This is a genomic window from Sphingomonas sp. R86520, from assembly GCF_042466285.1.
In the GTDB taxonomy this organism is placed as follows: domain Bacteria; phylum Pseudomonadota; class Alphaproteobacteria; order Sphingomonadales; family Sphingomonadaceae; genus Sphingomonas.
Genome location: NZ_JAXHBZ010000001.1, coordinates 421163 through 442530 on the forward strand (window position 1 = coordinate 421163; position 21368 = coordinate 442530).

22 protein-coding genes and 1 tRNA gene are annotated in these 21368 nt (G+C 64.1%); 7 read left to right on the top strand and 16 right to left on the bottom strand.

Annotation, left to right across the window (positions count from 1 at the left end; translation table 11 throughout):
* Positions 1-90: 90 nt before the first annotated feature.
* Together SJY41_RS02125 and SJY41_RS02130 are read right to left on the bottom strand one after the other, a co-directional pair.
* Positions 91-165, bottom strand: a tRNA-Glu gene (locus tag SJY41_RS02125).
* Positions 166-249: 84 nt separating this feature from the next.
* On the bottom strand, positions 250-1623 hold the full coding sequence (locus tag SJY41_RS02130; RefSeq protein WP_380778652.1) for a class II 3-deoxy-7-phosphoheptulonate synthase: 1374 nt from the start codon (positions 1621-1623) through the stop codon (positions 250-252).
* A gap of 204 nt (positions 1624-1827) precedes the next feature.
* Here SJY41_RS02130 and SJY41_RS02135 point away from each other — a divergent pair, with 204 nt between their 5' ends.
* A complete protein-coding gene (locus SJY41_RS02135) occupies positions 1828-1992 on the top strand; it encodes a hypothetical protein (protein ID WP_380778654.1) in 165 nt (54 codons plus the stop codon).
* Here SJY41_RS02135 and SJY41_RS02140 read toward each other — a convergent pair.
* On the bottom strand, positions 1986-2924 hold the full coding sequence (locus SJY41_RS02140; RefSeq protein ID WP_380778655.1) for a D-2-hydroxyacid dehydrogenase: 939 nt from the start codon (positions 2922-2924) through the stop codon (positions 1986-1988). The two genes, SJY41_RS02135 and SJY41_RS02140, sit on opposite strands and share 7 nt — an antisense overlap.
* A gap of 346 nt (positions 2925-3270) precedes the next feature.
* Positions 3271-4701, bottom strand: a complete 1431-nt coding sequence (gene cysS / locus SJY41_RS02145) for a cysteine--tRNA ligase (protein WP_380778657.1) — start codon at positions 4699-4701, stop codon at positions 3271-3273.
* A 193-nt stretch (positions 4702-4894) separates the two neighbouring features.
* Between cysS and rpsU the strand changes: the two genes are divergently transcribed.
* A complete protein-coding gene (gene rpsU / locus SJY41_RS02150) occupies positions 4895-5101 on the top strand; it encodes a 30S ribosomal protein S21 (protein WP_055878578.1) in 207 nt (68 codons plus the stop codon).
* A gap of 124 nt (positions 5102-5225) precedes the next feature.
* Positions 5226-5795 carry an FKBP-type peptidyl-prolyl cis-trans isomerase gene (locus tag SJY41_RS02155; RefSeq protein WP_380778658.1) on the top strand — a complete coding sequence of 190 codons (570 nt, stop codon included), beginning with the start codon at positions 5226-5228 and terminating at the stop codon, positions 5793-5795.
* 429 nt (positions 5796-6224) lie between these two features.
* Here SJY41_RS02155 and SJY41_RS02160 read toward each other — a convergent pair whose 3' ends face one another.
* Positions 6225-6458: a hypothetical protein gene (locus SJY41_RS02160; RefSeq protein ID WP_380778660.1), complete on the bottom strand. Its 234-nt coding sequence runs from the start codon at positions 6456-6458 to the stop codon at positions 6225-6227.
* 216 nt (positions 6459-6674) lie between these two features.
* A complete protein-coding gene (locus SJY41_RS02165; RefSeq protein ID WP_380778661.1) occupies positions 6675-7451 on the bottom strand; it encodes a metallophosphoesterase family protein in 777 nt (258 codons plus the stop codon).
* Between the two features lie 162 nt (positions 7452-7613).
* On the opposite strand from SJY41_RS02165, the gene SJY41_RS02170 reads away from it, so the two are divergent.
* Complete coding sequence (locus SJY41_RS02170; protein WP_380778663.1) at positions 7614-8612, top strand: PDZ domain-containing protein; 999 nt, start codon at positions 7614-7616, stop codon at positions 8610-8612.
* Between the two features lie 4 nt (positions 8613-8616).
* Here SJY41_RS02170 and wecC read toward each other — a convergent pair whose 3' ends face one another.
* Positions 8617-9891, bottom strand: a complete 1275-nt coding sequence (gene wecC / locus SJY41_RS02175) for a UDP-N-acetyl-D-mannosamine dehydrogenase (protein ID WP_380778665.1) — start codon at positions 9889-9891, stop codon at positions 8617-8619.
* A complete protein-coding gene (gene wecB, locus SJY41_RS02180) occupies positions 9875-10999 on the bottom strand; it encodes a non-hydrolyzing UDP-N-acetylglucosamine 2-epimerase (RefSeq protein WP_380778667.1) in 1125 nt (374 codons plus the stop codon). The genes wecC and wecB overlap by 17 nt, the downstream gene beginning before the upstream one ends.
* A gap of 108 nt (positions 11000-11107) precedes the next feature.
* Between wecB and galU the strand changes: the two genes are divergently transcribed.
* A complete protein-coding gene (gene galU, locus SJY41_RS02185; RefSeq protein WP_380778669.1) occupies positions 11108-11980 on the top strand; it encodes a UTP--glucose-1-phosphate uridylyltransferase GalU in 873 nt (290 codons plus the stop codon).
* 24 nt (positions 11981-12004) lie between these two features.
* Here galU and SJY41_RS02190 read toward each other — a convergent pair whose 3' ends face one another.
* The 8 genes from SJY41_RS02190 to SJY41_RS02225 form a co-directional block, all read right to left on the bottom strand.
* Positions 12005-13408 (bottom strand): sugar transferase, encoded by a 1404-nt coding sequence (locus tag SJY41_RS02190; protein ID WP_380778671.1) that lies wholly within the window; start codon positions 13406-13408, stop codon positions 12005-12007.
* A gap of 148 nt (positions 13409-13556) precedes the next feature.
* Positions 13557-14324, bottom strand: coding sequence for a HesA/MoeB/ThiF family protein (locus tag SJY41_RS02195; protein ID WP_380778673.1), 768 nt, complete (start codon positions 14322-14324; stop codon positions 13557-13559).
* Complete coding sequence (locus SJY41_RS02200) at positions 14321-14755, bottom strand: hypothetical protein (protein WP_380778675.1); 435 nt, start codon at positions 14753-14755, stop codon at positions 14321-14323. Before SJY41_RS02200 ends, SJY41_RS02195 begins: the two co-directional genes overlap by 4 nt.
* Positions 14752-15189 (bottom strand): dUTP diphosphatase, encoded by a 438-nt coding sequence (gene dut, locus SJY41_RS02205; protein ID WP_380778677.1) that lies wholly within the window; start codon positions 15187-15189, stop codon positions 14752-14754. Before dut ends, SJY41_RS02200 begins: the two co-directional genes overlap by 4 nt.
* Complete coding sequence (gene coaBC, locus SJY41_RS02210; RefSeq protein WP_380778678.1) at positions 15186-16373, bottom strand: bifunctional phosphopantothenoylcysteine decarboxylase/phosphopantothenate--cysteine ligase CoaBC; 1188 nt, start codon at positions 16371-16373, stop codon at positions 15186-15188. Before coaBC ends, dut begins: the two co-directional genes overlap by 4 nt.
* Positions 16374-16383: 10 nt before the next feature.
* A complete protein-coding gene (locus SJY41_RS02215; RefSeq protein ID WP_380778680.1) occupies positions 16384-17529 on the bottom strand; it encodes a hypothetical protein in 1146 nt (381 codons plus the stop codon).
* A gap of 4 nt (positions 17530-17533) precedes the next feature.
* On the bottom strand, positions 17534-19066 hold the full coding sequence (gene ubiB / locus SJY41_RS02220) for a 2-polyprenylphenol 6-hydroxylase (protein ID WP_380778682.1): 1533 nt from the start codon (positions 19064-19066) through the stop codon (positions 17534-17536).
* A gap of 292 nt (positions 19067-19358) precedes the next feature.
* Positions 19359-20123 (bottom strand): class I SAM-dependent methyltransferase, encoded by a 765-nt coding sequence (locus SJY41_RS02225; RefSeq protein WP_380778683.1) that lies wholly within the window; start codon positions 20121-20123, stop codon positions 19359-19361.
* A gap of 56 nt (positions 20124-20179) precedes the next feature.
* Here SJY41_RS02225 and mutM point away from each other — a divergent pair, with 56 nt between their 5' ends.
* Entirely contained in the window at positions 20180-20995 is an 816-nt protein-coding gene (gene mutM, locus SJY41_RS02230; RefSeq protein WP_380778685.1) for a bifunctional DNA-formamidopyrimidine glycosylase/DNA-(apurinic or apyrimidinic site) lyase, read from the top strand.
* Positions 20996-21102: 107 nt separating this feature from the next.
* A complete protein-coding gene (gene rpsT / locus SJY41_RS02235; RefSeq protein WP_031394736.1) occupies positions 21103-21366 on the top strand; it encodes a 30S ribosomal protein S20 in 264 nt (87 codons plus the stop codon).
* Positions 21367-21368 lie beyond the last annotated feature (2 nt).

Sequence of the window (21368 nt, forward strand, 5' to 3'; positions counted from 1 at the left end):
CACAGGGTTGCAGCGTAAACGGATACCGGGAAATTCTAATGGATGCCCTTAGGTCATCTAAAATGCGTTGCGCTAAATATTTGCGAAAGCTGGTGACCCCTACGAGAATCGAACTCGTGCTTACGCCGTGAGAGGGCGTCGTCCTAACCGCTAGACGAAGGGGCCGTTAGCAGATGCGGGCGTCTACGGAATGGGGTGGCCGTCGTCAAGACGGTTGCCGAACATTCCTTGGACGCCCGAAGTATTTTATCAGGCGGCGACCTTCTTGCGCTCGGCCATTTCTTCGTTGAGCATCTCGGCCAGCAGGAAGGCGAGCTCAAGGCTCTGGCTGGCGTTGAGGCGTGGGTCGCAGTGCGTGTGGTAGCGATCCGCCAGCGACTGCTCGGTGACGTCGACGGCGCCGCCGGTGCACTCGGTCACGTTCTGCCCGGTCATTTCGGCATGGATGCCACCGGCATGCGTGCCCTCCGCACGGTGAACCGCGAAGAAGCCGCGGACCTCGGCGAGGATGCGGTCGAACGGCCGCGTCTTGTAGCCGTTGGCAGCCTTGACGACGTTGCCGTGCATCGGGTCGCAGCTCCACACCACTGGATGGCCTTCACGCGTCACGGCGCGGACGAGGCGGGGCAGATTGGCCTCGATCTTGTCATAGCCATAGCGCGTGATCAGGGTCATCCGGCCGGGGATGCGGCCGGGGTTGAGCGTGTCCAGCATTCGCAGCAGCGCGTCGGGCTCGAGGCTCGGGCCGCACTTGATGCCGATCGGGTTGCCGATGCCACGCAGATATTCGACGTGGCTCGACCCTTCGAAGCGGGTGCGATCGCCGATCCACAGGAAGTGCGCGCTGGTGTCGTACCAGTCGCCGGTCAGTGAATCCTGCCGGGTCAGTGCCTGCTCGTATTGGAGCAGCAGCGCCTCGTGGCTGGTATAGAAATGCGTCTGCGCGAGTTGCGGCACGGTCTCCGGATCGATCCCGCAGGCGGCCATGAACTCCAGTGCCTCGCCGATCCGGTCCGCCGTCTCGGCATATTTCTTGGACCAGGGGCTGCGGCCCATGAAGTCGTGCGTCCAGCGGTGGACCTGATGCAAATTCGCATACCCACCTTGCGCGAACGCGCGCAGCAGGTTGAGCGTCGCTGCCGACTGCGAATAGGCGCGGATCATCCGCTGCGGATCGGGCGCGCGCGATTCGGCGGTAAAGGCGATATCGTTGACGTTGTCGCCGCGGTACGACGGCAACTCGATGCCGCCGATGGTCTCGGTATCGGTCGATCGTGGCTTGGCGAACTGGCCGGCCATGCGGCCGAGCTTCACGACCGGGAGCTTCGAGGCGAACGTCAGGACGACGGCCATCTGAAGGATGACGCGGAACGTGTCGCGGATGTTGTTCGCGCTATGCTCGGCAAAGCTCTCGGCACAATCGCCGCCTTGGAGCAGGAACGCCTTGCCGGCCGCGACCTCAGCCAGCGAGGCGGTCAGGTTGCGTGCTTCGCCGGCAAAGACCAGCGGCGGGAAGGTCGCGAGCTGGTCGGTCGCGACCGTCAGCGCTGCTGCGTCGGGATAGTTGGGAAGCTGCCGTGCTTCGTGACGCGTCCAGCTGTCGGGGGCCCAGTTCGCGGCCATATCATGTCGTCCGATTGGTGAATTGTGGCGCTCGCAATGCGCGAAAACACCTTTTTGCGCAACGAAGTAAAGCTTGGCTGGCAGCGGGCAAATGCTGCGCAGGTCAGTTCAACCGGATGTGGGCGATAAATCCATTCACCCTGGATTTAAAAATATATGGCGTCTTCGCTGTCCAATCGGCATGGTGGCCATATGGACATGCCAATGCGTATCATCATCGCACTCTCGATTATCGGCGGGGGCATCTTGGTCGGCGTACCGATCCTGATCATGTACTCGCGTCGTCGCCGCGCCGACAAACTTCGTCGCCGCGGGATCAAGAGCTACAATCGCAGCCCCCGTCCGGTCACGACCCGGACCGGTCAGTAACCCGCGTCGAGATCGGCGACGTTCTTCATCGGGCGACCGGCGAGGAATGCCGCAAGGTTGTCGAGGAACAGCGTCGCCCCTCGAGCGAACATCGTTGATTGGCTACGGCCCGACAGGTGCATCGTTACGATCGCGTTGGGTGCCGACCAAAGCGAATGATTCGCGGGCAGGGGCTCCGGGCTGGTCGGATCGAGCACGGCTCCGGCAATCGAACCGTCTGTCAGAGCCGCGATCAGCGCCTCGTCGTCGATCATGTCGCCGCGCGCGATGTTGATCAGCCAGGCGGACGGCTTCATCCGCTGTAACTCTTCGCGACCGATCATCGCGTGCGTCGCGTTTGTCGAGGGCGCGGCGAGGATTACCCAGTCGAACGCGTCGAGCCGGTCGCGCCAGGCGTCGGGCGTGATCGTGCCATCGCGGCCGGTGCGCGTGACGCCAGCGATCTCGACCCCGAACGCGGCCAATCGGTCACCGATCATCCTGCCGATCGTGCCATAGCCAATGATCAAGGCCTTGGTGCCGGCCAGTTCGATCTTTCCGGGCGCGTCCTTCAGCCATTCATGTCGGTCCTGCGCGCGGACGACGGTATCGAAGCGCTTGGCGGCGACGAGTACCGCCATCACCGCATATTCCGCGACCGCGACGGCGTTGATGCCGGCACCGTTCGTCAGCATGACGCCGTTCTCGCGCAGTGTATCGAGCGGGAACGCGTCGAGCCCGGCATAGATCGTCGAGACCCATTTGAGGTTCGGCCCCGCATGGCGGATCGCGTCGGCGACGAGTTCGGTCGGCTGCATGTCTACCCAGGCGATATCCGCATCGGCGATCATCGCGTTGGCCTCCGCGGGTTTGACGAACCATGCGGCATCGAGGTCCGCGGGCAGATGCGATTCGAGGAGCGGGCGGGCGGCGGCTGGCAGGACGGCTTTCATGGTGCGAACATCGGCGTACCGCGAGGCATGTCAAGTCGACCGGCTTTCGCAGTCAGGACTGTTCCGGCATCCAGGGTGCCGCTCATTCGAACACCTGCGAACTAAGGAGCAGCGAACCTCAGAACCAGTCGGCCCGCATCCTCTGGAGACGAGGTAGAATGTTTCCCCGCGAAGGCGGGGACCCAGACTGGGCTCCCGCCTTCGCGGGAGAACAAGAACGAACGGACCGTCGCCCGAACGCCGCCTCATTCTTCGTTCGGAGCAATAGCCGCCGGATAAGCCTTGGGTGACGAAGCGATGCGGACATTGCTCTGGCTCACGGTGAAGCGTGCGCTTCGAGAAGCGGTTAAAGCGCGATCTTCCAGTCCCACCCGAGCGAGTCGCCGTCCATCACCTCGACGCCCGAGGCCGCGAGTTCGTCGCGGATCGCATCCGACCGCTTGAAATCTTTCGCAGCGCGCGCGTCGCGGCGATCCTTTAACCGTGCTGCGATCATATCCTCGCCGATCGTCGCCGAGATCGGCCGGATCCGCAGGTCCTCGCGGCTGATCGTCGCCAGCTCCAGCCCCAGCACCGCGTCGAAATCGTCCAGCGCAGCGACCCGGTCCGCGGGCGCGACCCGCTTGTCCGCGAGCAGTTCGTCGAGGATCGGCAGCGCGCGCGGCGTGGCGAGATCGTCCGAAACCGCCTCCTCCAGCCGGTCGGCATAGGCATGCGCGCTACCCGACGGGCCGCCGGGCTCGCGAGCGCGCAGCGTTTCTACCGCCTGCACCATGCGCTTCAGGCGAATGGCCGCGGCCGCCAGATTCTCCCACGAGAATTCGAGTTCGCTACGGTACTGCGCCTGGAGGCACATCAACCGGTAGGCGAGGGGATGGAAGCCGCGATCCACGATCGTCTGCATCGTCGTGAACTGACCGGTCGATTTGGACATCTTGCCCGCGCGCTCGACCAGGAAGTTGTTGTGCATCCAGACCGTCGCGCCGGTGTCCGCGCAATCGCAATGCGCCTGGTTCTGCGCGATCTCGTTGGGATGGTGGATCTCGCGGTGATCGATGCCGCCGGTGTGGATGTCGAAATGCGCGCCTAGATAATGCTTGCTCATCACCGAACATTCGAGGTGCCAGCCGGGGGCACCGCGACCCCAGGGCGAGTCCCACTCCATCTGACGGTTCTCGCCAGGTGCGGACGTTCGCCAGATCGCGAAATCCTGCGGGTTGCGCTTGCCTGCGACCGGTTCGATCCGGCTTTCCACATCATCGTTGCCCGCACGCGCCAGACGCCCGTAGTCGGGCACCGTCGTCACGTCGAAATACAGGCCGTTTTCCAGAACATAGCAGTGCTCAGGCGCGATCTTCTCGGCGAACGCGATCATCTCGGCGATATGATCCGTGGCGACCGCCCATCGTGCCGGGGGCACGATGTTCAGGCGAGCGACATCGCGTTTGAACACGTCGGTATAATAGGCCGCGATCTCCCAGATCGAACGCCCTTGCACGGCGGCGGCCTTCTCCATCTTGTCGTCGCCGATATCGGCGTCGGACGTCAGGTGCCCGACATCGGTAATGTTGATGATATGGGTCGTCGGCCACCCCTTCCAGCGAAGCACGCGGCCCAGCGTGTCGGCGAACAGGAAGGCGCGCATGTTGCCGATGTGCTGATAGTTATACACGGTCGGCCCGCAGGTGTAGAGCCCGACATCGGTGGGATCGGTCGGTCGAAAGGTCTCGAGCTGCCGCGTGAGGCTGTTATAGAGTGTCAGGGGAGTACGGGTCATTCGCTGCTCTTAGCGACGCTTGGGCCCTCTCGCAAAGCCGTCACGCCGGTTGCCAGTAGATGACCTCGCCCGTGCGTTCGGCGCCAGCACTTTGGCTTGAAACACGGGCAGTGCCCTGATAGGGCACCCAGTTCATGCGGCGCGGACCAGTTCGCGACGGCAAAAATCTATTCGACCGGAGCTTAACGGGTTTATGCAGATCATCGTACGCGACAACAACGTCGACCAGGCCCTTCGCGCGCTTAAGAAGAAGCTGCAGCGCGAGGGCGTGTATCGCGAGATGAAGTTGCGCCGTCACTATGAGAAGCCGTCGGAGAAGCGTGCACGCGAGCGTGCAGCAGCGATCCGTCGTTCGCGCAAGCTCGACCGCAAGCGCGCCGAGCGCGACGGCGCACGCTAAACCTAGCCTCGGCCCGTATCCGATGATCGGATCGGGCCGAAACTCCGGTGCTCATTGGCTCCGGTATATTTTCCACGGCACGCGCGGCGCCCCGGCGTGACCAGATGACCGGGGCCCTGATTCGATGTCGATCACCGCAGTGCCGCTGCAGCCTGTAAAGCGCAGCTACCTCGTTTATCTCTGGATCGGCATTGCGCTCGCGCTGGTCGCGGCCGTCGCGCTTGCCCGGCAGGGCGATGACCCCTTGGCGCGCAACGCGCGGGCTCGCGGCGTGATGGTTACGGCCTCGGGCTTGCAGTACAAGGTGATCGCGCCGGGCAAGCCGAACGCGGCCAAGCCGACCGATGCAGATGTCGCGCTGGTCAATTACGAAGGCAAGTTGCTCAACGGCACGACCTTCGACAAGTCGCAGCAGCCTACGCCGATGCCGGTCACGGGTGTCGTGCCCGGCTTCTCGGAAGCGCTCAAGCTGATGCCCAAGGGCTCGAAATATCGCTTCTGGCTGAAGTCGTCGCTTGGTTACGGTGACAAGGCAACGGGGCCGATCCCGGCGAATTCGACGCTCGTGTTCGACGTCGAATTGCTCGATTTTCTCCCGCAGAGCGTCGTTCAGCAGATGCAGGCGCAGGCTCAGATGAGCCGCGGTGCCCCTGGCGGCGTTCCCGGTGGCGCCCCGGGTCAGCCTCAGCCGTAATTGCCGCGACGGCCGGGCGTTATCGATACGAGCTCGCCCGCCTCGGACTTTAAGAACGCAAAACGCGCCTCGGTTCGCCGCCGGGCGCGTTTTTTGTTTGGCGCTTGCTTTGGATATGAGGAGACTCAGGTCCTGCATCTCGACGGCGATCTCTATTGAGTCGGAGACGCTTTCGTTATCCTACCGGCAAAACGACGGTATCGGTCTTCGGCACGGGATGGGGTGCGGACACCGGTACAGCGCTGCGCTGACCTCGACGGGATAGGCCCGTTATAGGGGGTGACGGTCCAGCTCAGGCGGGAAATCGCTTCTAGTGAGGACCCGAACGGACGCTGCCCTTTCAGTCTCTCGAAATTTAAGATCACCTGTACGGCAGGCAAAAAAATAGCGGCCCGAAGACCGCTATTTTCTCGAACCAAGTCGTAAGACTTAGTTGCTGTCCGAATCGTCGTCGTTGTCAGCAACGATAACGATACCGGCAACGACTGCAGCCGCTGCGAGAACCGCAACGATGATGCCGCCGCCAGCGAGTTCGTTCTTCTTGCCCGAAACCGAACCGGTACGAACCGACTTAGCAACCGACAGATTTGCCGGTGCTGCCATGGCCGGAGCAACTGCCATCGTGGCTGCTGCTGCGGTCAGGATATACTTCCCAAGACGCATGATGAACTCCCTTTGTGCTCGTCACCTCAGGCAATGGCATAAAACCGCTTCCCAGGCAACCGAGGTCGCTGAAACAGTACGAAGCTTTTCGGACTGTTGCCGCAGTGCAACACACACCACCGCAACATCAGTATAGCGGTCGAGGCTCGGCGGTGAAGCCAAAGTTTGCGCAATGCCCGATATTTGGGCCAAAACCGTTAGTCCGCGCCAGCCCGATCATGCACTGATCGGCGTACCCGTCTGCAGCGACCAGGTTTCAGCGTTCTCCATCCCCAATGCCGTCAGGCGACCGGACGCGTAGGCACCGGTATCGATACCGATACGGTGGCCGCGACGCTCGACTTCGTCGGTCATCGTATGTCCGTGAACGATCGTCTTCTCCAGCGTGGAGCGATGGTCGAGGAACGGATCGCGGATCCAGCGCAAGTCGGTCGTCCGCTGCAGATCGAGCGGTGTGTCGGGACGCACGCCCGCATGGACGAACGCATAGTCGCCGATCACGATCATGTCCTCGAACTTGGCGAGAAAATCACGGTGCTCGTCTGGCACCAGCACTTCCAGCCGCTGTACGAGTTCCTCGTAATCCAGCCGCTCGTATTCAGCGGCCTCCATGCCGTAGCTGAGCACGGTTTCGCGTCCGCCGATTCGGCAGAACAGCCGCAGCGCTTTGGGTTCCCCTTCGAGCGCACCGAGAAAGATCTCCTCGTGATTGCCCAGCAGGAAGCGGACGTCTGCACGGGTCGCGGCCAGCCTGCGCAGGCGATCGATCACGGTCGCGGACGCAGGCCCCCTGTCGACGATATCACCAAGGAATATCAACGTCGTCTCCGCGGCGCCGCGCGCGGTTTCGTCCGCTTCGATCAACGTTAACAGTTCGTCGAGCAGGTCCGCTCGGCCGTGAATATCACCTACCGCGTAGACACGACGTCCCTTCGGGATATGCGACGGGCTTGCCTTGGGAACGCCACGAGACTTGAAAAGCTTTGAAATCATACTGCTAACGATGTGGAGGAGAAGATGTACGAGAGCTGATCGGACGTGACTTCGCATACGACGTTCGACGATTGGTCGCAATCAGTCGCGGCTCGGCGCACCGTTTTTACGTCCATCACGCATGACGCGACCGCGTGCGCTGGTTAAGGGATGTTGATGCCGATGATCGCGAACTTTTTGCCGCTCCTGATGCTCACCGTAGCGCTACCCGCCGCCGCTTCCCCGGCAGCCGAAGCACCGCCGGCGGCGTTTTTCGAAACACTCAGGACCGCGGATCTGCGGCTGGCGACCATCGCCTATCGGTTGACCACCGCGAACGCAGCGCTTTGTGATCGTCTGCAACCGCAGATTGGCATGCCAATCCACGCGCTGACGCAATACGGCCCAGCCGTGCGTACGGTCGCGATCACGACGTTCGGTTTCGAGACGACCATCGGCGTCGAAGCCGTCGTGCCGGGCGGACCCGCAGCACGTGCAGGGGTCCGGGCGAACGATTCGATCGTGACGATCAACGACGCCGTGCAACCCCCGCTACCGGGCATGGATGCCCCGGAAGGAGCCGGGACCCGTGATGCAGCCGAGGCCACGATCGCCGGGTCGCCGATCGCGAAACCGTTGCAGCTGACGATCCTCCGCGGCGGACAACGCTTGCCGGTCGTGATCACACCGGTAGCGGGATGCCGCTCACGCTTCGAAGTTCTGCTGGGGAGTGGTCTGGACGCGAGCGCAGACGGATCGGTCGTACAGATCGGCGAGAAGTTTTTCGATGGATACACGGACGATGAGATCGCGGTCGTCGTCGCGCACGAACTCTCGCACAACATCCTGCGACATCGCGATCGGCTGGATGCGGCAAAGATCAACCGTGGGTTGCTTGCCGAACTCGGGCGCAATGGCCGCTTGATCCGCGAAACCGAGGATCAGGCGGATCTGCTTGGAATCTATCTCCTGGCAAACGCCGGTTACGATCCGATGTCGGCGCCTGCATTTTGGCGGCAAAAGGGTGGCAGGATCGACGGTGGCCTGTTCCGCAGCCGTACGCACGCGTCGTCCAAGGCGCGCGCTGAGATGCTCGAAGTCGCCGCGCGTCAGATCGCCGCCACCCCAGGCAGGCCGATCATTCCGCCAGTCGTCGCAACCCGAGACGTGCCGCTTCGCTAGCGCCTCAGGCTAAAGGCGCACGCGGCTGGTCGGGCCAGATTCCGCGCGTGTCCAGCACGGCCTTGTCGGCGCGCTCTTCGAGCGGGATAGATTTGAACACGTCGTGATCGACGAGCACGATCATGATCGAGCACGTCTCGATCGCGGTATCGACGTCGATCAGCGTCGCACCGGTGTTGGCGAGTGCCGCCGGCAACGTCTGTGCATAGGGTTCGACGATCCGCACGCGGTGGCCGAACTGCCGTGCGACGGCCTCGGCGACCTTGACGGCCGGGCTCTCGCGGAAGTCGTCGATATTCGCCTTGAACGCCAACCCTAGGCACGCCACCAGAGCGTCAGGCTTCGCTTCGACGAGAGCCGCGACTTGGGCGATCACGTGATCGGTCTTGCCGTCGTTCACTTCGCGTGCGGTGCGGATCAGCGGGGTCTGCTCAGGCGCGGCATGGACCAGGAACCACGGATCGACGGCGATGCAGTGTCCGCCCACACCGGGACCGGGCTGGAGAATGTTGACGCGGGGGTGACGGTTCGCGAGGCGAATGACTTCCCACACGTCGACGCCCATCGTGTCGGCGATCAATGACAATTCGTTGGCAAACGCGATGTTGACGTCGCGAAACGCATTTTCGGTCAGCTTGGTCATCTCCGCCGCCCGCGCGGTCGTCGTGACACACGCTCCGCGGACGAACCGACGGTAGAACGTCAGTGCCTTGCGCGCGCACCGCGGCGTGATGCCGCCAATGACACGGTCGTTGTCGATCAGTTCGACGAGGATGCGGCCGGGCAGCACGCGCTCCGGGCAATAGGCGATCGCAATGTCGGCCTGATCCCCGGTCCGTCCGGGTACGCGCAAATCGGGGCGTAGCGTCGCCAGCAGATCGCGGACTCGTTCGGTGGTGCCGACGGGCGAGGTCGATTCGAGGATGATCGTGTCACCGGCCTTCAGCACGGTCGCGATCGTCGTCGCTGCGTCGAGCACATAGCCGATGTTCGGCGCGTGATCGTCGTCGAACGGCGTCGGCACGGCGATGACGAAGACGTCGGCGGGTTCGATCGCCGTCGAGGCGCGCAATGTCCCCCGCGCGACTACCCCCGATACCAGTCCGTCGAGATCGACCTCCTCAATGTGCACGTGTCCGGAGTTGACCGTCTCAACGACCGATTCGGTGACATCGACGCCGAGCACCTGCGCACCGGTGCGAGCGATGATGGCCGCGGTGGGAAGGCCGATATAGCCAAGCCCGAGGACGACGACGTTGAGGTTAGAGTCCGACAGCATGCGCGACGACCTTTGCGATTTTGACTGCGGCATGGCCGTCCCCGAACGGGTTATGGGCGCGGGCCATGGCGGAATAGCGCGACATGTCGTCGAGCAGGGTGAAGATTTCGGAAACGATGCGGTCTTCGTCGGTGCCGATCAGTTTCGCGGTGCCGGCGGCGACGCCTTCTGGCCGTTCCGTCGTTTCGCGCATCACGAGGACTGGCTTGCCGAGGGCAGGGGCTTCCTCCTGAACGCCGCCCGAATCGGTCAGCACGATATGCGCCATTCCGAGCGCACGGACGAAGTGCGGGTAGTCGAGCGGCTCGATCCGCGCGACGTTCGCGCGGGCGCCCAAAATCTCGTCCATGACCGAGACGACATTGGGGTTGGGATGGACGGGGAACAGTACCGCAACGTCGTCCCGTGCGGCAATGCGTCCGATCGCACGGGCGATGGCGGCCATGCCGTCGCCGAAATTCTCGCGTCGATGCGTGGTAACCAGCACGATCCGCTTGTCCGCGAACCGTTCGGCAATGTCGTCGAGACCCGCCGCCAGCGAGGGATCGGCCGCTACCCGGTCTACGGTCCAGTGCAAGGCATCGATCACCGTGTTGCCGGTGACGTGGATCGTGCTGGGCGCGATCGTCTCGCGGCGAAGTGCCTCCGCCGCCGTCTCCGTGGGCGCGAAGTGCAACGCGGCGATCGGCGCGACGATCCGCCGGTTCACCTCTTCCGGCCAGGGATGGTAGATGTCCCCCGATCGCAGTCCCGCCTCGACATGTGCGACCGGGACCTTTCGGTAATAGGCTGCGAGCGCGCCCGTCATCGCGGTCGCAGTGTCACCCTGCACCATGACGAGGTCCGGCTTTTCGGCATCCATGACGTCGCCGAGGCCGGTAAGCAGTCGCGCGGTCAGGCGATCGAGCGTCTGGCCCGGTTCCATCAAGTCGAGGTCGATGTCGGGCGACAGATCGGCGATCGCAAGGACCTGGTCGAGCAGACCGCGATGCTGGGCAGTGACGCAGGTTCGGACGGATAGCCCCGGGGTCGCAGCGAGCGCACGGATGACCGGGAAGAGTTTGATCGCTTCTGGACGCGTACCGAAAATGACTAGAATCTTTGACATGGCGCATCCTTAAACCAACGGCTTTAATGACGCGCTAATTGACTGCATCGATTTGCACGCATGCCTGCCGGCCGGTAGACGGACCAGCGAGATTACAGGGAGCTTCGAATGACGATTAAGCCGCTGCGCAAGGCCGTATTTCCGGTCGCCGGACTGGGCACGCGCTTCCTTCCGGCTACGAAGGCCATGCCGAAGGAAATGCTCACCGTCGTCGATAAGCCACTGATTCAGTACGCCGTTGAGGAAGCGCTCGAGGCGGGGATCGAGCAGATCATCTTCGTGACCGGTCGCAACAAGGGATCGCTCGAGGATCATTTCGATATCTCGTACGAGCTTGAGGATACGATGCGCGCGCGCGGCAAGTCGCTGGACGCGATCAGTCATATCCGTATGAAGCCAGGTTCGCCGGTCTATGTCCGCCAGCAGGAGCCGCTCGGTCTCGGTCACGCCGTATGGTGCGCGCGCGAGATCGTCGGCGACGAGCCCTTTGCCGTATTGCTCCCAGACGAGCTGATGGTCGGGAAGCCCGGGTTCATGAAGCAGATGGTCGAGGCGTATAACAGGGTCGGCGGCAACGTGATCGGCGCGCTCGAAGTCGCTGATTCGGAAACCGACAAATACGGCATCATTTCGCCGGGTGCGATCGACGGACGGCTCACCGAGGTGACTGCCCTGGTCGAGAAGCCGAAGCGCGGCAGCGCGCCTTCGAATCTCATGATCCCCGGCCGCTACATTCTACAGCCGGAGGTGATGCGTATCCTGGAGACGCAGGAGAAGGGCGCGGGCGGCGAGATCCAGTTGACCGACGCGATGGCGCAGTTGATCGGCAACCAGCCGTTCCATGGTTTCACGTTCGACGGCCAGCGGTACGATTGCGGCGACAAGGCCGGTTATATCCAGGCGAATCTGGCGATCGCGCTCGCCCGCGACGATATCGGACCAATCGTCCGCGAGTTCGCGACGAACCTGCTCGCGCGCTGAGCTACCAGCGTGCGCACCGGAACGTCAGAAGGCGTTCCGGTGCAGCAGGACGCGGAAGGTCAGGACGATGATCTTGATGTCGCGCCAGATCGACCAGTGCTCGAGATATTCGAGATCGGCCTGGAGCCGGTTGCGCAGGTCGTCTTCGTACACGGTTGCGCCGCGGTAGCCGCGAACTTGGGCGAGACCCGTCAGGCCGGGCTTGGCCGCGTGGCGATGCCAGTATCGCTCGTCGACTTCCCAGAACAACTTGTCTGCCGCACGGGATCCAAGCGCGTGCGGACGTGGGCCCACGATGCTCATGTCGCCTTTCAGGACGTTCAGAAGTTGCGGTAGCTCGTCGATACTGGTGCTGCGAATGAACTTGCCGATCCGCGTGACGCGATCGTCGTCGCGCGACGTCGAGCGTGCACCGGCCCCATCGCAACCGTCGACGCGCATGCTCCGAAATTTCATCAACCGGAACATCTTGTTGCTTCGTCCGATGCGCGTCTGGCTGAAGAAAACCGGCCCGCGCGAGTCGAGCTTTACCCATATCGCGATCATGACCAGCATCGGCATCAGCATCAGGAGTGTGCCGCTGGCGACGATGACGTCGAAGCAGCGCTTCACGAACCGGTCGAACAGCATCAGCGGTCCGTTTGCGATGATGACCGTCGGTATTTGTGCATGCGCACTGATGCCGAGCGGTGCCAGTGCGTTCAGCTCCGGCATGAATATCTCGCTCTGGATATTCGCGCCCTTAAGCGCCTGCGCCCAGGCGAGGCGACGTTCCGGGCTGCAGGCCACGATCACCCGGTCCGCGCCCGACAGGGATTGGGCCAGACGATCGTACATCACCGGGTCGTGGCGATCGGGGTCGAAATAGGAGTCCGAGGCGATTACCACGGAGAACTCGCCGGTCGGTATCGGCTGGCCCGGATCATAGAGCAATACGATGCTGAACGGGTTTCCGCCGATGATGGTAGGTAGATGCCGGACGAACAGAAACCGCCCGAACGCCAGCAGGACGATCCCAAAACCCGATCCCATTGCAACGACGAGGCGCGGGAACGTATCGCTCGCCTTCAGGCAGAACGCGATGAAGATGACGCCGGATAGCGCGAGCGCGTACCCCTGAAGTGCCTTTGCGACAGACCTGAACGGGTCACGCAGATTTACCGCAGCATAACTGCCATTGTTGAGCGTCGTTATCACGAACACGGGGATCAGCATTGCGAGAATGACGATCCAGTCGGTATTGGCGACGAACACGCCGCGTAGTCCGGCGGCCGCCAGATAACTGACGACGATGCACCCGGTATCTACCGTGAGGAGGCCGAGGATCAGGCGAATGCGTAGCGAGGACGCGCTGGGCCGCCATGTCCGCGCAAGTTTGTTCGCACGTGACGACGGAGCGCGGCTTAGCGCCCCGCTGTTCACATTCATGACCCAATTGGACGCACGCGCAGTCCCCCCTGCTCGAAGCACTACCGTTAAATGCCGCGATGCAAAAGAACAACTAGTCGCCCTTTGCGGGACGTTAGTTGAGATTTTTCCAATTCTGCTCGCAGATCAGCATGATGCGACAGCGAATTTATTTCGGCGTCTGACTTTTACCACAGGATGTGCATCCCGGATCCTTCGGTAGTCGAATCGTTCGAAACCGGAGTGCCAGGAGATCGATCAACAGCAACTTGCCCGCCGGATTGTCGCCGAACGGAGCGAGCGCACGCAACACTTCCAGCGCGGCCAGACTGCCGATCACGCCGGTAACGGGGCCGAGCACACCGTCCTCCGCGCAACTCGTCTCGGCGCGTTCGGGATCCTCACCGACGAAACACCGATAACATGGCTTGTCCGGTTCCCACCCGCGATAGGTCGCCAGTTGCCCCTCGAACTGGCCGACGGCCGCCGATACCAGCGGTATCCGCAGGCGATAGGCAGCATCGGCGACACAGAACCGGGTCGCGAAATTGTCGCAGCCGTCGAGGATCACGTCGGTGCCGGTCAACAGGTCCGTCACGGTGTCCACGTCGATCCGGACGCGGTGGGTATCGACCGTCACATGCGGATTGATGCGCGCCACCGCTGCGGCCGCGGCGTCCACTTTCGCGGTACCGGTATCCGCGGTCGTAAAGATCGTCTGACGTTGGAGGTTCGAAGGTTCGACGGTATCATCGTCGATCAGGATCAACCGACCAACGCCGGCCGCGCCCAGATACTGGATCGCGGGCGAGCCGATGCCCCCAGCACCGACGATCGCCACCGACGCCGCCTTGAGCCGCGTCTGTCCGGTGCCGCCGAATTCCTTGAGTACGATATGCCGCGCGTACCGGCTCAGCTCGTCGTCCGAAAGTGTCATCCGCCCCACGCGAACGTCAGGCTGGTACGATACCAGGTGTCGGTGTCCGCCTCGCCGACGTCCAGCGCGTCGCGGGTGCCAAGGATCACACCGGCGGCATATTGCTCGACCGTCGGACAGTCGATGGCGCGCGGCGTAACCCGTCGCACGCCGCCGCGCGGCGTCATCAGCACCGCCAGATCGACGGTGATCGTCCATCCCTGTGCGGTGCGTACCGCCTTTGCACAGCGGCCAGCCATCACTTCGCCGTGTACGTAGGCCGACGTGTTGGCGAGCGTGCTGGCCCGCCTGCGCGTGCGCAGTAGAGGCAATGTGCTCCAATCCTGCGGGGGCAAGGCGTTCGCGGCCGCCGGCGTGGACGCCGTTCCGGGCGGAACCGCAGGCGGCGTCGCCGCGGTCTGGAGCAGGAGGAGCAACGCCGCGATCATCATCGGCCGGTCGACCCGAACCCGCCCATACCGCGTGGCGTCTCGTCCAGCGTCGCGACCTCATCGAGAGCCGCCCGCAGCACGACGGCAGGCACGAGTTGCGCGATCCGGTCACCGCGCGCGATCGCGAACGCCTCGCGACCCAGATTGGCGAGAATCACCTTCACTTCGCCGCGATAATCGCTGTCGATGGTGCCTGGCGTATTAAGGCACGTGATGCCGTGCTTGATCGCAAGACCGGACCGTGGCCGCACCTGCACCTCATGGCCGGCCGGAATCGCGAGGGCGAAGCCGGTGGCGATCGCGGCACGATCGCCCGGCTGGAGAGTAAGGGCTTCGGCTGCAACGATATCCATGCCGGCCGCGCCTTGGCTTGCATACGCGGGAACCGGTAGACCATCGCCATGCGGCAAGCGTTTGAGTTCAATACGGATCATGGCGTGCGCTCTAGCGCATCGGCGATGCGGTCCGCCAGTCGGCTCGCAACGTCGGCCTTTGACAGCCTTTCCCAACTCTCGACGCCGGATCCGGTCACGAGGTGGACCGTGTTGCTCTCCCCGCCCATCACGTCGCCCGATACGTCGTTGGCGACGATCCAGTCGGCGGTCTTGCGCTCCCGCTTGGCGACCGCGTGTTCGATCACGTGCTCGGTCTCTGCGGCAAATCCGATCAGCAGGCGAGGGCGCCTGGCACCGCGGGCGAGCGCCGCGAGAATATCGGGATTTTCCGACAGGGTCAGCGTCGGCGTGCGCTCACCCTTCTTGATCTTCTGTGCGACGGCATCGACGTGCCAGTCCGCTACGGCTGCGACCATGACCGCCGCATCGACCGGTAACGCCCGCTCGACTGCGTCCGCCATCTCACGAGCGGTCTCGACATCGACACGATCGACGGCGGCGGGCGTTTGAAGCGTGACCGGTCCCGCGACAAGCGTTACGCGCGCGCCGCGTTCGGCAAGGGCCCCGGCAATGGCGAACCCCTGTTTACCCGAAGACCGATTGGCAATGTAGCGTACCGGGTCGATCGGTTCGTGCGTCGGCCCCGCGGTCACCAGGACATGGCGCCCGGCAAGACGTTTGGGCGGCGTCGGCGCGACCATCGCCTCGATCGCGGCCGCAATCATCGCCGGCTCCGGCAGGCGGCCAGGACCATATTCGCCGCACGCCATGATGCCCTCGTCCGGCGTCATCACCGTCACGCCGTCGGCGCGAAGCTGCACGACGTTGCGGACGGTCGCGGCGTGGCGCCACATGCGGACGTTCATCGCCGGTGCGACCAGCACGGGCTTATCGGTCGCCAGCAGCAGCGTCGTCGCCAGGTCGTTGGCGAGGCCCGCCGTCATCCGTGCCATCAGGTCTGCGGTGGCGGGCGCCACGACGATCAGGTCGGCCTCGCGACTGAGCTGGATATGACCCATCTCGGCCTCGTCCTTCAGGTCCCACAGCGTCGTATAGACCTTGTCTTCGCTGAGCGCCGCGAGCGTCATCGGCGTGACGAAATGATGCGCGGCCTCGGTCATCACGCAGCGCACCGCGTGGCCGCGGGTCTTGAGCAGGCGGATCAGTTCGGCGGCCTTGTAGGCGGCGATCCCGCCACCGACGATCAGGAGTATGCGCTTCATGACCGCGTCATTAGCGGATAACGCGCGTCACCGTAATGCGTCGCGTATCACGTGCAGCCACGATCATGTCGCGCAGGCCGTCGACCGCGAACACGATCCCGACCAGCAACACGGGTGTGGTGATCAGGGCCCAGTAGAAATTGTCGCTGCGGGCGAACAGCGAGATAAGCGCGGCATAGCCGGCGAACATCGCCAGCGCGCGGGTGGCAGTCGCATCGCGCCAGGCGACCCAGCCGAACAGGGAGGTGCCGAGAAGCAGCGAGGCAAGCCACTGCGGCACGATGTCGAGGCCGGACGAGATGGTCGCGAGCCTGACGTAGAAGCCGAACCCCTCGAGCCCGCTCCAGCCTTGCGAGGCACGGTCGAGCGGACCGCTGATGAGCGATACCGCATGCGCATGGGCTGCAAGGACGCCGGCGAAGATCGCGATCGCGCCAAGCCAACCGAGCGTCTCGCGCCGTTCGCCTTCGACCCACGCCATCACCGCCATGATCGCGACATACAGCAACGCGGTCTCGCGGATCAGCATGGCCGACAGTCCGAACGCGACCGCGGGTAGCCAATGGCCGGGGCGGCGCAGCGCCAGCGACAACGCGATCAAGGGACCCGCCCAGATCTCGTGGAATACCACGAAACTCGGGTCGAGATTTACATACAGACCGGCTATCACGAGCAGGCCTGCCGCACCGAGCGGCACCAAGCCGGTCATCGCCGGACGAAGCCGCGCTACCCAGGCCAATATCGTCCCGATGCACAACACGAGCAGCAGCAGGTTCACCAGTGTCGGTGGCAACGCCGCCTCGACGACGGCGAGCGTCGGGAGGCGAACCGCGAAGAACGGCTTGAGCGGGTAATGCCCGCTGCGCTGCGCTTCGGCAGCGACGGTGTAGTAGGGGGAGCCGCTACGGACGCCGGCGACGATCGTCTGGTACAGCAGCAGTTCGGTCTGGCCCGCCGGCGGAGCGTCGGACGCGATCGAGGACGCCGCGGCCCCCGAGTCGACGTCTGGCCGGGGTCCCGGTGACGCGATCGCGCTGAGGCAGGCGATGAGAAACACGATGAAGAGCGCGAGGCCGATACGGGCCTGCGTGTTCGGCATGCCTGCGAACCGGGTCGCGCCGGTCATCCATATCGGAGCACCGCGACGCGTCTTCATGCGTTCATCCGAAAAGCAGCGTCGTCGCGACCCCGGCCGCTGCAGCCAGCACCGCGACGAGGGCGTAGCGCCAGCCACCGCCGATCCGGATGACCTCGATCTCGCGCAGTGGCATCGTCGGCGGCGCGCCACCGGGGGCGGGGTAATGCGCTTCGATCCGGCGGACGAGCTCGGGAAGGCGGGTGAGCGTCTGGAAGTCGGCGATCAAGCGGTCGGCGATCATAGCTTCGGGACCCAACTCACCGCGGATCCAGTCGCGGACGAACGGTTCGGCGGCTTCCCAGAGGTTGATGTCGGGGTTGAGGCTGGTCGCGACACCTTCGACCATCACCATCGTCTTCTGGAGCAACAGCAGATGCGGCTGCGTCACCATGTCGAAATCACGCGTGATCGAGAACAGGCTGTCGAGCATCATGCCGATCGACATGTCCTTGACCGGCAGCCCGCGCATCGGCTCGCCGACCGCGCGGAGTGCGGTCGCGAATTCGGCGACGTCGTGGTGCGCGGGGACGTAGCCGGCCTCGAAATGGATCTCGGCGACGCGTTTGTAGTTGCCGGTGATCAGGCCGTAGAGGATTTCCGCGAGCCAGACGCGCGCGCGGCGGTCGATCCGGCCCATGATGCCGAAATCGATTGCGGCGATGCGATTGCCGGGGAGCGCGAACAGGTTTCCCTGGTGCATGTCGGCGTGGAAGAAGCCGTCGGCGATCGCCTGGCGCAGGAACGCGCGGACCAAAGTTTGCGCGAGGGCAGGCAGGTCGTAGCCGGCGGCGACGAGCGCGGGTCGATCCGACAGCTTGATGCCGTCGATCCATTCGATCGTCATGACCTTCGCGGTGGAGCGCGCCCAGTCGATCGCGGGAATGACGAAATCGGGCTCGGCGGTCATGCCTTCCGCGAGTTCGGACGCCGACGCAGCTTCGCGGCGAAAATTGAGTTCGCGCAGCGTCCAGCGCTTGAACGTCTCGATCGTCAGGCGCGGGCGCAGCCGCATCGCTTCGGGGCTGAGCGCCTCGAGTTGTGCGGCGGCCCAGCTATACGTGTCGATCGCACGCGCGAAGTCGGCTTCGACGCCGGGGCGAAGCACCTTGACCGCGACCTGACGACCATCGGTGGTGACGGCGCGGTGCACCTGCGCGATCGACGCGGCGCCGACCGGGACCTGCTCTATGCGGGAGAACAGCGTCTCCAGTGGCTTGCCGAAGCTCGCCAGCATCGCCGCTTCGATGGTCTCGTACGGTACGGGGGACAACTGGTCCTGAAGCCGCAGCAGATCATGCGCGGCTTCCTCGCCGACGAGATCGGGCCTGGTGGCGAGCGTCTGCCCGAGCTTGATCGCCGCAGGCCCGATCGCCTGGAAGGCATCGGCGTAGCGCGGCACCGCGGGCACGCGCGCGCCGAACCGCGCGATCCGTGCAAGGCGGCGGACAGGGGCAGGCGTGTTCGGGTCACGCTCGATGCCACGCAGCGCGCCGTGGCGAGCGAGGATACGGCCCCATTTGAGGAGGCGCCAGACGTGGGTGGTGGAGGCAGTCACTGGGCGTGTGCGCCTTGAGAAGGGCTTTGTTCACGCGAAGGCGCGAAGGCGCGAAGACAGATTGGTTCACGCGGAGACGCGGAGACGCGAAGAGGAGGAAGAAGTGGTTCGCGCAGGGGCGCGGGGGCGCAGAGGTATCGCGCTACGCCGCGAATGCGGCTTTTCACCGTCAGCGAAGAGGTAGCAGAGCGCTGTCGCGCAAAAGACCCGGCGCCTTCGCGCCTACTTACTCTCCGCGTCTCCGCGTCTCCGCGTGAACCACTCTTCGCGCCTTCGCGCCTTCGCGTGATCACTAGATCTTCCACCCGCTGTGGATCGCGACCAGACCGCCGAGCAGCGGTTCGACCTTTGTCTGCACGAAGCCCGCGTCCGCGATCATGCCCTTGAACTTGGGCATGTCGGGGAAGCGGCGGATCGACTCGATCAGATAGCGGTAGCTGTCGGCGTCCTGCGCCAGAAGCTGACCCAGCTTCGGGACCATCTTGTGCGAATAGGCGTCGTACACCTCTGCAAAACCGGGCCACACGGTGGTCGAGAATTCGAGGCAGTAGAACCGCCCGCCACGCCGCAGGACGCGGTGCGCCTCGCGCAGAGCCTTCGGAATATCCGTCACGTTCCGGATGCCGAACGCGATCGTGTACGCGTCGAAGAACTTGTCGGGAAAGGTCAGCGTCTCCGCATTAGCTTCGGTCCAGACCAGGCCGTCGATGCCGCGCTTCTGGGCGCGCTGCATGCCGACTTCGAGCATCTGCGGGTTGATGTCGGCGACCGTGATCGAGGCGCCCGATGGCTCCATGCGAAAGGCGATGTCGCCCGTGCCGCCGGCCATGTCGAGGATCTGTTCGCCTTCGCGCGGCTTCACCCGGCGGACGAAGCGGTCCTTCCACAGGCGGTGCATGCCGCCCGACATCGCGTCGTTCATCAGGTCGTATTTGGCCGCGACGTTCGAGAAGACGCCGCCCACGCGGGCAGTCTTCTCGGTGGCGGGGATGTCTTCGTAGCCGAAGGAGACGGTATCGGGCGTGAGGGGGGCTGCGGGCGCGATCAAGTCGTTCATACCCTGCGCTCTAGCCGCGCCTTGTGGCGCGAGCAAACGCAACCTAGCTGCAAGGCGTGCCTGAATTACCAGAAGTCGAAACCACCGTCCGCGGGCTTGAACCCGTCCTGAAGGGCCAGCGCCTGACATCGGTCGAGCCGCGTCGTGCCGACCTGCGGAAAGCGATCCCGGTCGATCTGCGCCAGAGGATGACCGGGGCGACCGTGACGCACCTTGGCCGGCGGGCCAAATATGGCCTGATCGACACCGATCGCGGCGATACGCTCGTCTTCCATCTCGGCATGTCGGGACGATGGCGAGTCGATCCGAGCGAGATCCTGCAGCACGATCATTTGCTGATCGGCACGGCGGCGGGGCGCGTGGTGGCGCTCAACGATCCGCGGCGGTTCGGCTTTCTCGATCTGTGGGCGACGGACGACATTGCCAATTATCCGCCTTTCCTCGTCATGGGGCCGGAGCCACTCGGGCCGGATCTGACGGCGGCGTATCTGCTCGAGGTGCTGGAGGGGCGTGGCGCGTCGATCAAGGCGATGCTGCTCGACCAGCGAATCGTCGCGGGGCTCGGCAATATCTATGTGTGCGAGGCGCTGCACATGGCGAAGATCGCCCCGTCACGCGCGGCGGGGCGGATCTCGCTGTTTCGACTCGAGCGGCTCGTCGAGGCGATCCGTACGGTGCTGACGGCGGCGATCCTCGCGGGCGGTTCGTCGCTCCGCGATTACGTTCGCCCGGACGGCGAGCTCGGCTATTTCTCCAAGCAATGGCGCGTCTATGGGCGCAAGGGCGAGCCGTGCGAATGCGGGGCTACCGTGAAGCGGCGTACCGAGGGCGGACGCTCGACGTTCTGGTGCCCGAAGTGCCAACGCGGTTGAGCGTTTCGGTTGACGCACGGGAGCAAAGTGGCTAGGGCCGCGGCTTCGAGAGGGCGTAGGAGCAATCCGGCGCCCCTTTTTATTCATTCGAACATCCAGAGGGCTTCATGGCGAACACGCCGCAGGCGAAAAAGCGTATCCGTCGCAACGACCGTCGCGCGGAAGTGAACGGCAACCGAGTCGGCCGTATCCGTACCTTCATCAAGAAGGTCGAGGCTGCATTGGCTTCGGGCGACAAGGGTGCTGCAACCACCGCACTCGCAGCGGCTCAGCCTGAGCTGCAGCGTGGCGTCGCCAAGGGCGTGCTGCACAAGAACACCGCGAGCCGCAAGTTCGCGCGTCTGACCAAGGCCGTGACCGGGCTCGCGTAAGC